14 protein-coding genes are annotated in these 15,892 nt (G+C 71.0%); all 14 read right to left on the bottom strand.

Annotated features, from left to right (window positions below; translation table 11 throughout):
* A partial coding sequence (locus tag UW392_RS28975; RefSeq protein ID WP_320778087.1) for a DivIVA domain-containing protein occupies nt 1–903 on the bottom strand: 903 nt, incomplete at its 3' end.
* Nucleotides 904–958: 55 nt separating this feature from the next.
* Nucleotides 959–1,243, bottom strand: a complete 285-nt coding sequence (locus tag UW392_RS28970; protein ID WP_007448661.1) for a YggT family protein — start codon at nt 1,241–1,243, stop codon at nt 959–961.
* Nucleotides 1,244–1,289: 46 nt separating this feature from the next.
* Nucleotides 1,290–1,949, bottom strand: coding sequence for a cell division protein SepF (locus UW392_RS28965; RefSeq protein ID WP_320778086.1), 660 nt, complete (start codon nt 1,947–1,949; stop codon nt 1,290–1,292).
* A gap of 128 nt (nt 1,950–2,077) precedes the next feature.
* Nucleotides 2,078–2,797: a YggS family pyridoxal phosphate-dependent enzyme gene (locus UW392_RS28960; RefSeq protein WP_320778085.1), complete on the bottom strand. Its 720-nt coding sequence runs from the start codon at nt 2,795–2,797 to the stop codon at nt 2,078–2,080.
* A 6-nt stretch (nt 2,798–2,803) separates the two neighbouring features.
* Nucleotides 2,804–3,532: a peptidoglycan editing factor PgeF gene (gene pgeF, locus UW392_RS28955; protein WP_320778084.1), complete on the bottom strand. Its 729-nt coding sequence runs from the start codon at nt 3,530–3,532 to the stop codon at nt 2,804–2,806.
* Nucleotides 3,529–4,737 (bottom strand): cell division protein FtsZ, encoded by a 1,209-nt coding sequence (gene ftsZ / locus UW392_RS28950; protein WP_320778083.1) that lies wholly within the window; start codon nt 4,735–4,737, stop codon nt 3,529–3,531. The genes pgeF and ftsZ overlap by 4 nt, the downstream gene beginning before the upstream one ends.
* Before the next feature lie 288 nt (nt 4,738–5,025).
* Nucleotides 5,026–5,820, bottom strand: a complete 795-nt coding sequence (locus tag UW392_RS28945; RefSeq protein ID WP_320778082.1) for a cell division protein FtsQ/DivIB — start codon at nt 5,818–5,820, stop codon at nt 5,026–5,028.
* Nucleotides 5,821–5,847: 27 nt separating this feature from the next.
* Entirely contained in the window at nt 5,848–6,945 is a 1,098-nt protein-coding gene (gene murG / locus UW392_RS28940) for an undecaprenyldiphospho-muramoylpentapeptide beta-N-acetylglucosaminyltransferase (RefSeq protein WP_320778081.1), read from the bottom strand.
* Between the two features lie 6 nt (nt 6,946–6,951).
* Nucleotides 6,952–8,322, bottom strand: coding sequence for a putative lipid II flippase FtsW (gene ftsW, locus UW392_RS28935; RefSeq protein WP_320778080.1), 1,371 nt, complete (start codon nt 8,320–8,322; stop codon nt 6,952–6,954).
* 74 nt (nt 8,323–8,396) lie between these two features.
* Nucleotides 8,397–9,803 (bottom strand): UDP-N-acetylmuramoyl-L-alanine--D-glutamate ligase, encoded by a 1,407-nt coding sequence (murD, locus tag UW392_RS28930; RefSeq protein ID WP_320778089.1) that lies wholly within the window; start codon nt 9,801–9,803, stop codon nt 8,397–8,399.
* An 8-nt stretch (nt 9,804–9,811) separates the two neighbouring features.
* Nucleotides 9,812–10,903: a phospho-N-acetylmuramoyl-pentapeptide-transferase gene (gene mraY / locus UW392_RS28925; RefSeq protein WP_320778088.1), complete on the bottom strand. Its 1,092-nt coding sequence runs from the start codon at nt 10,901–10,903 to the stop codon at nt 9,812–9,814.
* Nucleotides 10,903–12,333 carry a UDP-N-acetylmuramoyl-tripeptide--D-alanyl-D-alanine ligase gene (locus UW392_RS28920; RefSeq protein WP_320778079.1) on the bottom strand — a complete coding sequence of 477 codons (1,431 nt, stop codon included), beginning with the start codon at nt 12,331–12,333 and terminating at the stop codon, nt 10,903–10,905. The genes mraY and UW392_RS28920 overlap by 1 nt, the downstream gene beginning before the upstream one ends.
* Before the next feature lie 4 nt (nt 12,334–12,337).
* Entirely contained in the window at nt 12,338–13,858 is a 1,521-nt protein-coding gene (locus UW392_RS28915; protein ID WP_320778078.1) for a UDP-N-acetylmuramoyl-L-alanyl-D-glutamate--2,6-diaminopimelate ligase, read from the bottom strand.
* A 174-nt stretch (nt 13,859–14,032) separates the two neighbouring features.
* Nucleotides 14,033–15,892, bottom strand: a 1,860-nt coding sequence (locus UW392_RS28910) for a penicillin-binding protein 2 (protein WP_320778077.1), incomplete at its 5' end; no start/stop codon positions are given.

Below are 15,892 nucleotides of genomic sequence, written 5' to 3'. Positions count from 1 at the left end.
CGTGCGGTACTCGCGCTCGAAGCCGCGCAGGTCCTCGACCTTGCGCTCCAGCGTGGCGCGGGCGGACTCCAGGGAGCCCATCGCGACGCGGTGCTTCTCCTGCGCGTCCCGCTCCAGGGCGTCGGCCTTGGCACGGGCGTCCCGCTCCAGACCCTCGGCACGCGAACGCGCCTCACCGACGATCTTGTTGGCCTCGGACCGCGCCTCGGCGATCGCCTGGTCGGCGGTCTGCTGGGCGAGCGACAGGACGCGCGCGGCGCTGTCGCCACCGGGGCCGCCCTGACCGGGCATGCCGGGACCACCGGGGCCGCCGGGACCCTGCGGGCCGCCCATGGGGCCACCCATCGGACCGGGACCCATCTGACCCTGCATCGGACCCGGGCCCTGGCCCATCGGTCCGGGACCCTGACCCATCGGGCCGGGGCCCTGCGGGCCGCCCTGACCGCCGGGACCGGCGGGCAGCTGCGGGGCGCCGCTCGGCAGCTGGGGCGGACCACCCATGGGGCCACCCATCTGCTGCTGCGGCGGGCCCGATATGCCGGCGGGCACCGGAGCGCCGGGACCGCGCATGCCCTGCTGCGGCATACCGCCCTGCTGCATTCCGCCCTGCTGCGGCATACCGCCCTGCTGCATCCCGCCCTGCTGGGGCATGCCGCCCTGCTGGGGGCCGCCGCCCTGCTGCTGGTCCTGCTCCGGGGGCTTGCGCATGTTCTGCTGGTTCTGCGCGGCCGCACGCGTGGCCGCGGCCAGCTTGGCGCGCAGGTCCTCGTTCTCGCGGAGCAGACGGGTCAGCTCGGCTTCGACCTCGTCGAGGAAGGCATCGACCTCGTCCTCGTCATAGCCTTCTCGGAGGCGGACGGTCGTGAACTGCTTGTTCCGCACGTCCTCGGGGGTCAACGGCATCTCTTCACCTCAACGTAGTCGTCGGCATTCGGCAAGCCCGTATCTCTCTCATCGCTCACAGCCGGCTCACGATCGAGATCAGGATGTAGACGATGATCATCAGTACGAAGAAGGACAGGTCGAGCGCCACGCCCCCGAGACGCAGCGGCGGAATGAACCGCCGCAGAAGCTTCAACGGTGGATCGGTGACAGTGTAGGTGGCCTCCAGTACGACCACCATCGCCTTGCCGGGTTGCCACGAGCGGGCGAACTGGAAGACGTAGTCCATGACCAACCGGAAGATCAGCACGATGAGGAAGCACATCAGCGCGATGTAGACGACATCCAGGACCACGCTCATGACCCTTGCTTCCCTCTCCCCTGACCAACTTAACCGGTGCTACGTCTCAGCTCTGGTTGAAGAACCCGCCCTCTGCGATGCGGGCCTTGTCCTCCGCCGTGACATCGACGTTAGCAGGAGACAGCAGGAACACCTTCTGCGTCACCCGCTCGATACTGCCGTGAAGACCGAACACCAGGCCAGCGGCAAAGTCGACAAGTCGCTTCGCGTCCGTGTCATCCATCTCGGTGAGATTCATGATCACTGGCGTGCCCTCACGGAAGTGTTCCCCGATGGTACGGGCCTCGTTGTAGGTCCGTGGGTGAAGTGTGGTGATCCGGTAGGGCTCTCGTTCGGACACGACCTTGGGCATGATGACCGGTGCGCTCTTTTCCAGGCTTGCGCGTTCTTGTGTGATGGATGCCACGGGCGCGATCCGGGCGGGTCGCACGGATTCCGCGGGTAGCGAAGCGGACCGGGCCACCGGCTCGCGAGGCGCGGGCGGTTGTACGACTCGTACCTCTTCGTCCCTTTGTGACGTATGTGCCCCATGAGACTGATGTGAACCATGCGACTGATGCGCCGGTTCATGCCTTCGGTGATCCCGTTCTGGCTCCGGGTCGAGTTCCGGTTCGAAGTCGTCGTCGGGGTCGAAGCCCCGGCCGTCGTAACCATCGTCCTCCACGAGGCCGAGGTAGACCGCCATCTTGCGCATCGCGCCGGCCATGCTCTGAGTCCTCCGCTCTGTGGTGGATCGGCTGACGACTGCCAATGCCCGCGATCCACGAGGTCGTTGCGTCCGCCTTTCGACGGTAATGACCATATTTTCTGCTGTGGTCCGACTTCTTGGCGACGTTACCCGAGCCTGGGTCGGACTCCGAGTACCGCGCTGCCGACGCGTACATGTGTCGCTCCGGCGGCCACAGCCTGTTCGAGGTCCGCACTCATCCCTGCCGAGACCATGTTCGCAGCCGGATGAGCCCGGCGCAGGTCCGTCGACAAATCCATGAGGCGCTCGAACGCGGCCCTTTGGCGCCCGGCGTACTCCCCGCTGAGCGGGGCCACCGTCATCAGCCCGTCGAGCCGGAGACCCGGGGCCCCGGCGACGAGATCGGCCAGTTCCGCGATCCCGCCGGGCGCCACGCCGCCCCGCTCGCCGCGGCCGTCCGCCCCCGCGTCGAGGGCGACCTGGAGCAGGCAGCCGAGCTCGCGTCCGGCCCGCACCGCCTCCTTCGACAGGGCGGTGACCAGCCGGTCACGGTCGACGGACTGCACGAGATCGGCGTAACCGACCACGGATCGTACCTTGTTGGTCTGGAGCTGACCCACGAAGTGCCAGGTGAGCGGCAGGTCCGCGGAGGCGGCGGCCTTGGGGGCGGCGTCCTGGTCCCGGTTCTCGGCGACGTGCCGCACACCCAGCTCCGCCAGGGTGCGCACATCGCTCGCCGGGTAGGTCTTGGTGACCACGATCAGGGTCACCTCCTCGCGCGCCCGTCCGGCCGCCGCGCAGGCGGCGGCGATGCGCTCCTCCACCTTCGCGAGGTTCGCGGAGAGTTCGTCCTTACGGTCCGTCATGCCCCATCAGTCCAGCCAGACATAGCCCGCGAGCCGCCCGGTGGTGCGGTCGCGTCGGTACGAGAAGTGGTCCTTCGACTCCAGCGTGCACACCGGCGACTGCGCCCGCGTACGCACCCCGAGCCGTTCCAGTTGCGCGTGCACACCGGCGGCGACGTCGACCGCCGGGGTGCCCCAGGCCGTCTCGGCGTAAGCGGCCGGTTCGACCGCGGCGACCTCGGCGCGCATCGCTTCCGGCACCTCGTAGCACCGGCCGCACACGGAGGGTCCGGTGCGGGCGACGATCCGAGCGGGGTCGGCGCCGAGTTCCGCCATGGCCCGTACGGCGGCGGGGACCACCGCGGCGACCAGTCCGGGCCGGCCGGCGTGGGCCGCGGCGGCGACGCCGGCGACCGGGTCGGCCAGCAGCACCGGCACGCAGTCGGCGGTGAGGACGGCGAGGGCGAGGCCCCGCTCGGCGGTGACGACGGCGTCGGTCTCCGGCACCGGCCGGCCGCCCCACGGTCCGTCGACCACCTGGACGTCGGCCCCGTGGACCTGGTTCATCCAGACCACGCGGGAGGCGTCGAGGCCGAGTGCCTCGGCCGCCCGCTCCCGGTTGGCCCGTACGGCGTCGGGGTCGTCACCGACCGCGCCGCCGAGGTTGAGCTCCTCGTACGGAACGGCGCTCACCCCGCCCCACCGGTCGGTGAAGGCGAAGTGCGCGCCGTTCGCGGTATCGCGCTGTGGTGTCACTTCAAGAAGTCCGGCACGTCCAGTTCCTCGGCCGCGCTGTCCGAGTAGGTACGGGACGGCGGGACCGGCGGGGCGGAGACCGGCGGCAGGTCGCTCACCGGCTCGGGGGCCGGAGCGGGCTCCGGCTCCTCCTTCGGCTTGACGCTGCCGAGCGACCCGAAGGACGGGCGGCTCTCGGTCTGCCGGGCCGGCGGGGCGGACTGCTCCTCGCGCTTGGCGGAGGCCGAGCCGAGGACGTTGTCCCGCTTGGCCGGGGGCTGGCCGCCGTCGAAGCCGGCCGCGATCACGGTGACCCGGACCTCGTCGCCGAGGGCATCGTCGATGACCGCGCCGAAGATGATGTTGGCCTCGGGGTGCGCGGCCTCGCTGACCAGCTGGGCGGCCTCGTTGATCTCGAACAGGCCGAGGTCGGAGCCGCCGGAGATGGAGAGCAGCACGCCCCGGGCGCCGTCGATGGAGGCTTCCAGGAGCGGCGAGGAGATCGCCATCTCGGCCGCGGCCACCGCGCGGTCGTCGCCGCGGGCGGAGCCGATGCCCATGAGCGCCGAACCGGCCTCGGACATGACCGACTTCACGTCGGCGAAGTCGAGGTTGATCAGGCCGGGCGTGGTGATGAGGTCGGTGATGCCCTGGACACCGGAGAGCAGGACCTGGTCGGCCGACTTGAAGGCGTCGAGGACCGAGACCTGGCGGTCCGAGATGGACAGCAGCCGGTCGTTGGGGATGACGATGAGGGTGTCGACCTCTTCGCGCAGCTCGGCGATGCCGTCCTCGGCCTGGTTGGCCCGGCGCCGTCCCTCGAAGGTGAACGGGCGGGTGACCACGCCGATGGTGAGGGCGCCCAGCGAGCGGGCGATGTTCGCCACCACGGGGGCGCCACCGGTACCGGTGCCGCCGCCCTCGCCGGCCGTCACGAAGACCATGTCGGCCCCCTTGAGGACCTCCTCGATCTCCTCGCGGTGGTCCTCGGCCGCCTTGCGGCCGACGGCCGGGTTGGCACCGGCGCCGAGTCCGCGGGTGAGTTCACGGCCGACGTCGAGCTTGACGTCGGCGTCGCTCATCAACAGAGCTTGCGCGTCGGTGTTGATGGCGATGAACTCGACGCCCTTGAGACCGACCTCGATCATCCGGTTGATGGCATTGACACCACCGCCGCCGACACCGATGACTTTGATGACTGCGAGGTAGTTCTGCGGTGCTGCCACGTCGAAGGCCTCTCGCCTCGAGTTACGTGTCGTCGGATCGATCGGGGCACTGCTGCCCCGCGATCCGCCGACTGATGCCGATGGGGACGGTCCGTAGCGCCGACCCGAACCCTAACGCTGAAGTTTAGGGTTACCAGTGTGTCTGTTCCCTGGACTCTTCCGAACAGGACACTAAGTCGACACGTGGCGCGCGTTCAACGAACACGCCGAACCTCCCGTTTTTCTTTTCACCCTATGTGATCAGCCGTAGCGGTGCCCAACCAGGGTGCTGGCCTGCGTCGATGGGCGTCAACTCCCCGACGACGCCGGAGCGGTGGGAACACTCACGTCGAAGTGGTGCGCGTCGGGCGCCGCTTTCATCAGCGCCGTGAGCGCGCGCGCCTTGTCGGCGCCCTGCTCACCGCTGCCCCACGCCACGGTCCGGCCCCCGCTCAGCTTCAGCGAGATGTCGTCGAACGACCGCACCTCGACCTGCCGGGTGGCGCGCGCGACCGCGTCCGGAACGCGACCGGCGACCCGGACCGCCTCCCGCACCAGCCGGTCCTCACCGAATCGGCGCAGGCTCGCGGCGGCCGACCCCGAGCGGGACACGGAGAGTTTCAACAGGGGCGTGCCTTCGGGCGCGCGGGAAACCGTGGCGAATCGGACGCCCGCCTTGTCGACTTCCAAGTATTTCCCGCCCTTTTGCACCAGCAGCACCGCCGTGCGCTCGGTCACTTTCAGGTCGATTCCGTCGGGCCAGTCCCGCTCGGCCCGCACGGTGTCGATCCGGGGCAGTCCCCGGGCGAGCCGGGCCTCGATCTCCTCGGTGCCGACGGAGACCAGCGGGTCGCCCAGCGGCACGTCGGCCGCCTCGCGCACCTGGTCCGCCGTCAGGACCCGGGTCCCGGAGACCGAGACCCGCTCCGCCCGCAGCCAGTCGGAGCCGTAGAGGAGCCAGACCGTGCCGGAGGCGAGGAGCACGAGGGCGACGGCCAGGATGACGATCGTACGGAGGCGGGGACGCCGCGGGAGCCGGGCGCCGGGCGGGCCGGACGACTCCCGCCGGCGTTCCCCGCGCTCGGCGGTGGTCGGTCCGGCCACGCTTGCCTGCCCTTCCGTCAAACGTGCCTAGCGCTCGGCGCGGTGGGCGCTGATCGCCTCGTACACCATGCCGACGAGGAGGTCGTCGGCGTCCCGGCGGCCGAACTCGGCGGCGGCGCGGGACATCTCGTACAGCCGGTGCGGGTCGGCGAGGACAGGCAGCACGTTCTGCTGCACCCACTCGGGGGTGAGGTCCGCGTCGTCGACCAGCAGGCCGCCGCCGGCCTTCACCACCGGCTGGGCGTTGAGCCGCTGTTCGCCGTTGCCGATGGGCAGCGGGACGTAGGCGGCCGGGAGTCCGACGGCGGAGAGTTCGGCGACGGTCATCGCGCCCGCGCGGCAGAGCATCATGTCGGCCGCGGCGTACGCGAGGTCCATCCGGTCCACATACGGTACCGGGATGTACGGGGGCATCCCCGGCATCTGGTGCACCTGCGGCAGTTCGTTCTTCGGGCCGACCGCGTGCAGGATCTGGATGCCGGCCTGCTGGAGCCAGGGGGCGACCTGCTGGACCACCTCGTTGAGGCGGCGGGCGCCCTGCGAGCCGCCGGAGACCAGCAGCGTCGGCAGGTTGGGGTCGAGCCCGAACATCGCGCGGCCCTCGGGGCGGGCGGCGGCCCGGTCCAGGGTGGCGACGGAGCGGCGCAGCGGGATGCCGATGTAGCGGGAGTTGCGCAGCTTGCTGTCCGGGGTGGAGACGGCGACCTGACGGGCGTACCGGGAGCCGATCTTGTTGGCCAGGCCGGGGCGGGCGTTGGCCTCGTGGACGATGATCGGCACGCCGAGCCGCTTGGCCGCGAGATACCCGGGCAGGGCGACGTAGCCGCCGAAGCCGACCACGGCGTCCGCCTTGGTGCGCTCCAGGATCTGCTCGGTCGCCTTGATGGTGCCGCGCAGCCGGCCCGGGACGGTGATCAGCTCGGGCGTGGGCTTGCGCGGCAGCGGGACGGCCGGGATCAGCGCCAGTTCGTACCCGCGCTCGGGTACGAGACGGGTCTCCAGGCCGCGCTCCGTGCCCAGGGCCGTGATGCCCGTGGTCGGGTCCTGCCTGCGCAGGGCGTCCGCGAGGGCGAGCGCGGGCTCGATGTGGCCCGCGGTTCCTCCGCCGGCGAGTACGACATGCACCGAAATTCACCGCTCTCCGGACGAACGCGCCGCCGAGGCACGCCGTCGCATCGTGTTCCAACTCCGGGGTTCCCGCTTGGACCCGGTGCCCCCGGTCCCCCGCTTTCTACCAAAGCGAGGGTGCCGCATCGCAAGCGCCGCCCGCGCAGCGGGCTCGTCGCGTGCGAAGGCGATCAGCAGCCCGATGGCGAACATGGTCGGCAGCAGGGCGGAACCTCCGTAGGAGAACAGCGGAAGGGGGACGCCGGCGATCGGGAGCAGTCCGAGGACCGCACCGATGTTGATCACGGCCTGGGCCGTGATCCAGGTGGTCACGCCTCCCGCGGCATACCTCACGAAGGGGTCCTCCGTGCGTCCGGCCACGCGGATACCCGCATAGCCTAGAGCCGCGAAGAGGGCGAGTACCGACAGCGTCCCCGCGAGACCCAGTTCCTCACCGGTGACGGCGAAGATGAAGTCGGTGTGTGCTTCGGGGAGTTGGCCCCATTTCTCCACGCTGGCGCCGAGCCCGGATCCGAACAGCCCGCCCGAGGCGAGGGCGTAGATGCCGTGCACGGCCTGCCAGCAGGAGTCGCCCGGTCCGGGGTCGGTGGCGCCGATGCAGGCGAGCCGGGCCATGCGGTTGGGGTTGGTCTTGATGAGGATCACACCGAGCAGCGCGGCGATCGACAGGACGCCGGCGAACATCCGGGTGGGCGCCCCCGCCAGCCACAGCAGCCCGAACAGGACCGCGGTGAGAATCATCGCCGTGCCCATGTCGCCGCCGAGCATGATCAGGCCGAGCAGCAGGAAGGCGACCGGCACCAGCGGCACCAGCATGTGCTTCCACTGGGTCAGCAGCCGCTTGTCCTGTTTGCGGGCGAGCAGGTCGGCGCCCCAGAGCACCAGGGCGAGCTTGCCGAACTCGCTGGGCTGGAGCTGGAAGGGGCCGCCGACGGAGATCCAGTTCTGGTTGCCGTTGACCGACATCCCTATCCCCGGCACCTGCACCAGGGCCATGAGGAAGACCGCGCCCGCGAGGATCGGGTAGGCCAGCGCGCGGTGCAGCTTGGTCGGCATCCGCATCGCCACCAGGAGCAGCGCGGTGCCGATCGCGGCGGCCAGGAACTGCTTGCGGAAGAAGTACGAGCCGGGCAGCGACAGCTGGAGCGCGGTGATCTGGGAGGCGGAGTAGACCATCACCAGGCCGAGCACGGTGATCAGCGCGCTGCCGCCGGCGATCAGGTAGTAGGCGGTGAGCGGCCGGTCCCAGGCCCGCTGAAGGCGGGTGAAGAGCCGCCGCAGGGGGTTCTCGGGGGCCGTCCGCCGGGCGGCGGGCCGCCTGGGGGCCCGCTGCACGGGCGGGCGTCCGGTACGGCTACCGGGACTAACGGGCATCGCAGCCTCCGCTGTACGTCGGCCTGGACCGTCCCACGCGTCCCTCCCAGTATCGCCCGGCGCAGGCGGCCGGGTCAGGCGCCGAGTTCGCGAACGGCCTGCGCGAACGCGTCACCGCGCTTGTTGTAGTTGGCGAACATGTCCATGGAGGCGCAGGCCGGGGCCAGCAGCACCGTGTCGCCGGGCCGGGCGAGCCGCCGGGCCTCCTGGACGGCCGCGGACATCGCACCAGTGTCGGTCCGGTCGAGGTCGACGACGGGCACCTCGGGGGCGTGTCGCGCCAGAGCTTCGGCGATCAGCGCGCGGTCGGCGCCGACCAGCACGACCCCGCGCAGCCGCTCGGCCGAGGCCGTGACCAGCTCGTCGAAGGTGGCGCCCTTGGCGAGGCCGCCGGCGATCCACACGATCGACCCGTACGCCGCCAAGGAGGCCTCGGCGGCATGGGTGTTGGTGGCCTTGGAGTCGTCGACGTAGGCCACGCCGTCCACGTCGGCGACGTGCGCGATGCGGTGGGCGTCCGGGGTGAAGGCGCGCAGCCCGTCCCGTACGGCCGCCGGGGGCACGCCGTAGGCGCGGGCGAGGGCCGCGGCGGCGAGCGCGTTGGCGATGTTGTGCGGGGCGGGCGGGTTCACGTCCCCGACCTCGGCCAGTTCCTGGGCGTTCTTCTGCCGGTCCTCGACGAAGGCGCGGTCGACCAGGATGCCGTCCACGACGCCCAGTTGGGAGGGGGCCGGGGCACCGAGGGTGAAGCCGATCGCCCGGCAGCCCTCCTCGACGTCGGCCTCGCGGACCAGGTCCTCGGTCGCGCTGTCGGCCACGTTGTAGACGCACGCGACGCGGTTGCCCTCGTAGATCCGGCCCTTGTCGGCGGCGTAGGCGGCCATGGAGCCGTGCCAGTCGAGGTGGTCCGGGGCGAGGTTGAGGACGGCGGCGGAGTGGGCGCGCAGGGAGGGCGCCCAGTGCAGCTGGTAGCTGGACAGCTCCACGGCGAGGACGTCGTACTCCTCCTCGCCGGTGACCGCGTCCAGGAGCGAGACGCCGATGTTGCCGACGGCCGCGGTGCGCAGACCCGCCGCCTTCAGGATCGACGCGAGCATCTGGACGGTGGTGGTCTTGCCGTTGGTGCCGGTGACCGCGAGCCAGGGGGCGGCGTTCTCGCCCCGCAGCCGCCAGGCGAGTTCGACGTCGCCCCAGACGGGGACGCCGGCCGCCTCGGCCGCCGCGAACAGCGGCTTGGTGGGCTTCCAGCCGGGGGCGGTGACGATCAGGTCGGTGTCCTCGGGCAATGAGTCTCCGTCGCCGAGGCGCACGGTGATGCCGAGCGCCTCCAGCTCCGCGGCCTGCGTCCGGGCGCGCTCGTCGGCGCCGTCGTTGACGACGGTGACGCGCGCGCCGAGGCCGTGCAGGACCTTGGCCGCCGGGAGGCCGGAGACACCCAGCCCCGCGACGGTGACGTGCTTCCCCTTGAGTTCCGAAGACACCGAGTCGGTCACTTGGTCGCTGCCCATCCCGCGTAGAAGAGGCCGAGCCCGACGATCACGCAGATGCCCTGGATGATCCAGAAGCGGACCACGACAAGGACCTCGGACCAGCCTTTGAGTTCGAAGTGGTGCTGGAGCGGCGCCATCCGGAAGACGCGTTTCCCGGTCAGGCGGAAGGAGCCGACCTGGATCACCACGGACATGGTGATCAGGACGAAGAGACCGCCGAGGATGGCCATCAGCAGCTCGGTGCGGGAGCAGATCGCCAGCCCCGCGAGCACGCCGCCGAGCGCGAGCGAACCGGTGTCGCCCATGAAGATCTTGGCCGGCGAGGTGTTCCACCACAGGAAGCCGAGACAGGCTCCCATCAGCGCGGAGGCGACCACGGCCAGGTCGAGCGGGTCGCGTACCTCGTAGCAGGCGTTGGGGTTGGTCAGGGTCAGCGCGTTGGCGCAGGACTCCTGGAACTGCCAGACGCCGATGAACGTGTAGGCGCCGAAGACAAGCACCGAGGCGCCGGTGGCGAGGCCGTCCAGACCGTCGGTGAGGTTCACGCCGTTGGACATCGCCAGGATCATGAACAGCGCCCAGACCACGAACAGCACGGGGCCGATCGTCCAGCCGAAGTCCGTGATGAACGACAGCTTGGTGGAGGCCGGGGTGTTGCCGCGGTTGTCCGCGAACTGCAGCGACAGCACCGCGAAGGCGATACCGACGATCAGCTGGCCGGCCATCTTCGCCTTGGCCCGCAGACCGAGCGAGCGGCGCTTGACGATCTTGATGTAGTCGTCCAGGAAGCCGACCAGGCCCATGCCGACCATCAGGCCGAGCACCAGCAGACCGGAGAAGGTCGGCGCCGCGTCGGCCTCCGGGTCCAGGTAACTGGTGATCACCTTGGCCAGGAAGTACGCGGCGACCGTGGCGAAGATAAAGGCGATGCCGCCCATGGTCGGCGTACCGCGCTTGCTGGCGTGCTCGCGCGGGCCGTCGTCGCGGATGTACTGGCCGTAGCCCTTGCGCGCGAGGAGCTTGATCAGCAGCGGGGTGCCGACCAGCGTCAGGAAGAGGCCGATGACTCCCGCGAACAGGATCTGCTTCATCATCGGGCAGCGACCTCACCCTCGGTGCCGGTCTCGAGCAGCGCCGTGGCGACCGCCTCGAGACCCACCGAACGGGACGCCTTCACGAGCACGACGTCACCCGGGCGCAACTCGCTGCGCAACAGGTCGACCGCCGCCTGTGCGTCGGACACGTGCACCGACTCCTCACCCCACGAACCCTCGTTGTATGCGCCCAGTTGCAGCCAGCGGGCTTCCCTGCCCCCGACCGCGACGAGCTTGCTGACGTTGAGCCGGACGGCGAGCCGTCCGACCGCGTCGTGCTCGGCGAGCGCCTCGTCCCCGAGCTCGGCCATCTTGCCGAGCACCGCCCACGTACGGCCCCCCCTGGCCTGTGCGGCGCCGCCCATGGCGACCAGCGCACGCAGCGCGGCCTTCATGGACTCGGGGTTCGCGTTGTAGGCGTCGTTGACGACCGTCACGCCGTCCGGGCGCTCGGTGACCTCCATCCGCCAGCGGGAGAGGGAGCCCGCCTCGGAGAGCGCGGTGGCGATCTCGTCTGCGGACATGCCCAACTCGTGGGCGACGGCGGCCGCGGCGAGCGCGTTCGACACGTGGTGCTCACCGTACAGGCGCATGGTCACATCGCTTGCACCGGAGGGTGTGTGAAGCCTGAACGCGGGCTGTCCGGTGTCCGTGAGTCTCACGTTCTCGGCGCGTACGTCCGCTTCGTCGGACTCTCCGAAAAGGATCACCTTCGCCTTCGTTCGGGAGGCCATGGCGCGTACGTAGGGATCGTCCGCGTTGAGCACGGCCGTACCGCCGTCATCGGACGGCGGCAGGGCTTCCACGAGTTCGCCCTTGGCCTGCGCGATCTGTTCCCGGCCGCCGAACTCGCCGATGTGCGCGGAGCCGACGTTGAGGACGACTCCTATCCGCGGCGGGGTCAGACCCGTGAGGTACCGGATGTGACCGATGGAGCGGGCGCCCATTTCCAGGACGAGGAAACGCGTCTCCTCGGTGGCGGTGAGCGCGGTCAGCGGCAGCCCGATCTCGTTGTTGAGCGAGCCGGGCGTGAACACCGTCGGCGCCTTGCGCCGCAGCACCTGCGCGATGAGGTCCTTGGTGCTCGTCTTGCCCGCCGAGCCGGTGAGCGCCACGAGGGTGGCCCCGAGGCGCCGTACGACGTGCCGGGCGAGGGCGCCGAGAGCCGCCTGGACGTCGTCCACGACGATCGCGGGCACGCCGACGGGGCGGGAGCCGAGCACGGCCGCCGCTCCCGACTCGACGACCGCCCGTGCGAAGTCGTGGCCGTCCGCGCGTTCGCCGACGAAGGCCACGAAGAGGCTGCCGGGTCCCGCCTCGCGGGAGTCCCGGACGACCGGCCCGGTGACCTTCGCCGACGGGTCCGGTATGTCGTGCATCTGCCCGCCGACGACTTCTGCGATCTCGGCGAGAGAGAGGGCGATCACAAGTTCATCCCTGGGTCTTCTGGATAGCTTCGCGAAGCACCTGGCGGTCGTCGAAGGGACGCACCACCCCGGCGATGTCCTGGCCCTGCTCGTGGCCCTTGCCGGCGACCAGCACCGTGTCGCCGGGCTCGGCCCGTGCGACGGCGGCGGCGACGGCGGCCGCCCGGTCCTCGAAGACCTGCACCTCGCCGCGCTCGTGGGCCGGCACGGAGGCGGCGCCCTGGAGCATGGTGGCGAGGATGGCGAGGGGGTCCTCGGAGCGGGGGTTGTCGGAGGTCAGTACGGCGGTGTCGGCGTGCCGGGCGGCGGCGGCGCCCATCGGCATCCGCTTGGTGGTGTCCCGGTCGCCGCCGCAGCCGAGGACGACGTGCAGCCGGCCCTCGGTGACCTTGCGCAGCGCCTTCAGGACCGACTCGACCGCGTCGGTCTTGTGCGCGTAGTCGACCACCGCCAGGTAGGGCTGCCCGGCGTCCACCCGCTCCAGACGGCCCGGCACGCCCGGCACCGCGGCGACCCCGTCGGCGGCGCTCTGCGCGTCGAGTCCGGCGGCGGAGAGGGCGACGATCGCGGCGAGGGTGTTGGCCACGTTGAACGGACCGGCCAGCGGCGAGCGGGCGGTGATCCGCTGGCCCTTGGGGTCGATCACGGTGAACGTCGAGTCCAGCGGGCCGACCTCGACGTCCTCGGCGCGCCAGTCGGCGTCGGGGTGGCCCTCGGCCGAGTAGGTGACGACCGGGACGCCGGCCTCGCGGGCGAGCCGGCGGCCGTACTCGTCGTCGGCGTTGACCACGCCGAGGCGGCTGCGCTCCGGGGTGAAGAGCCGCGCCTTGGCCTGGAAGTAGTCCTCCATGTCCCGGTGGAACTCCATGTGTTCCGGGGAGAGGTTGGTGAAGACGGCGACGTCGAAGACGCAGCCGTCGACCCGGCCGAGCACCAGGGCGTGGCTGGAGACCTCCATGGCGACGGCCTCGGTGCCGCGTTCGCGCATCACCGCGAAGAGGGCCTGGAGGTCGGTGGCCTCGGGGGTGGTCCGCTCGGACTTGATGCGCTCGTCGCCGATGCGCATCTCGACCGTGCCGATCAGGCCGGTGGTCCGCGCGGTGCGCAGGCCGCCCTCGACGAGGTAGGCGGTGGTGGTCTTGCCGGAGGTGCCGGTGATGCCGATCTGGAGCAGGTCCCGGCCGGGGTGGCCGTAGATCGTGGCCGCCAGTTCGCCCATCTCGGCGCGCGGGTCGTCGGTGACGAGCACCGGCAGTCCGGTGGCGGCGGCGCGTTCGGCGCCGGCCGGGTCGGTCAGCACGGCGGCCGCTCCGAGCCCGGCGGCCTGGGTGACGAAGTCGGCGCCGTGGGCGCGGGCCCCGGGCAGGGCGGCGTACAGGTCGCCGGGGCGGACGGCCCGCGAGTCATGGGTGATGCCCGTGACGTCGGCGGCCGCCCGCGGCGGTTCGGCACCCAGCTGACCGGCGAGTTCCGCGAGGGATGTGGCGGAGACCCGGTCCGGCCGGGGCGGTCCCGGGTAGGTCACGGGTTGGCCCTTCTGGGTGGTTTGGGACTGATCAGGCTGTGGCACGGCGGTGAGCGTACCGGGCGCACCCGCTTGCCCGCGAAGCGAGGGGCGGGGGCCGTTCTGGTTCCCGGGATCGGGGGTGATCGTTGTCACGGGGTGGTTCCTGGTGGCTCGGTGTCGCGTCGGAACAGGTCAGGGTGTGAAGGTGACCGGAAGGTTCGCGGGGTCGGTCCCGGTCGGCGGGACCTGGAGGGACTTCAGGGCGAACTCCATGACCTGCTTGTAGATGGGGCCGCAGATCTGGCCGCCGAAGTAGCTGCCCTTGGTGGCGTTCTGGATGGCGCAGTAGACGGTGACACGGGGTTCGTCGGCGGGCGCGAAACCCGCGAAGGACGAGGTGTACCCCTTGTACTGGCCGGTGGCCGGATCCACTCGGTTGGCCGTACCCGTCTTGCCCGCGACCCGGTAGCCGGGGATGCGGGCCTTGGTGCCGGTGCCCTCCTCGTCGTCGACGACGGACTCCAGCATCTGCGACAGGGTCTTCGCGGTCTTCTCACTGATCACACGGGTTTTCTTCGGCTTCTCCGCGGGCGTGTACCCACCTTCGGCGTCTTTCGTCCCCTTCACCAGGGTCGGTTCCACGCGGACGCCGCCGTTGGCGATCGTCGAGTAGACGGAGGCCGCCTGGAGCGCGTTGACGGACACGCCCTGGCCGAAAGGGATCGTGTACTGCTGCGAGGTCGACCACTGTCCGGGCGCCGCGAGGATGCCCTTGGTCTCGCCGGGGAAGCCGAGGCCGCTGTAGCCGCCGAGGCCGAACTTGCGCAGGTAGGAGTAGAGGACCTGGTTGGCCTCTTTCTGGGTCTTGCCGAGTTCGCCGGTGGCCAGGATGGTGCCGATGTTGCTGGACTTGGCGAGGACGCCGTTGAGCGTGAGGTACCAGGTGGGGTGGTCGATGTCGTCCTTGAAGAGCCGGTCGCCGCGGTGCAGCCGGTTGGGGACGGTGACGTGGGTGGCGGGGGTGGCGGCGTTCTCCTCCAGTACGGCGGCCATCGACATCACCTTGGCGGTGGAACCGGGCTCGAAGGCTTCCTGGAGGGCGCCGTTGCCGAGGGCGTCGGGGTCGGCGTGGGAGAGGTCCCCGGGGTCGAAGCCGGGCGAGTTCGCCATGGCCAGTATCTCGCCGGTGCGGGTGTCCTGCACGATGACGTAGCCGCCGTCGGCGTCGGACTTCTCCACCTGCTCGGTGATGGCGTCCTGCGCGGCCCACTGGATGTCGCGGTCGATGGTCAGCTCCACGTCGCTGCCGGGCACCGCGGGGGTCTCGTTGGCGCCGACGGTGGGGACCTGGTGGCCGCCGGACTGGGCGTAGCGGATCTCGCCGTCCTCGCCGGCCAGCGTCTTCTCCAGCTGCCGCTCCAGGCCGCCGCTGCCCTCGCCCTCGGAGTTGACCCAGCCGATCACCCCGGCGGCGAGGTCGCCGTTGGGGTAGAGGCGCTTGCTGCTGGGGTCGGCGAAGACGCCGGCGAGGACGTTGACGGTGGCCTCGTCCGTCTCCGCCTTCTTGGTGAGGGCGGCCTTCAGGTCCTTGATCTGGTTCCACTCCTGCGGCGTCCTGGCGCGGGCGAGGCGGACGTAGCGCAGCTGCTTGTTCTTCGGGCGCAGGGTGGCGGCCAGTTCGTCCTGGTTCTCGCCGAGGATCGGGGCGAGCAGCGCGGCGGCCTGTTCGGGGCCGTCGTCCACCTCCAGCTGCTCGCGGGTGAACATCGTGGGGTCGGCGGTGATGTCGTAGGCGTCCACGGTGGTCGCGAGGGCCACGCCGTTGCGGTCGGTGATGCCGCCGCGGGCGGCGGTGAGGGTGTGGACGACGTACCGGTTCTGCTCCGCCTTCGCGGTGTAGGTGCTCGCGTCGACGGCCTGCACCTGGAGCAGGCGGACCAGGAAGGCGATGAGGACGAGGGCGAGCGCGAAGCCGACCAGGCGCAGCCGGGGGCGGGGGCTGCCCAGCCGGATGGTGCGCGGTGCGCCCGGCCGGGGGCGGGGCGGGCCGGG

The sequence above is a fragment of the Streptomyces sp. CRN 30 genome (assembly GCF_034105845.1).
The sequence above is the reverse complement of the archived record's forward strand: the minus strand, read 5'-3'. Positions and strand labels throughout refer to the sequence as shown.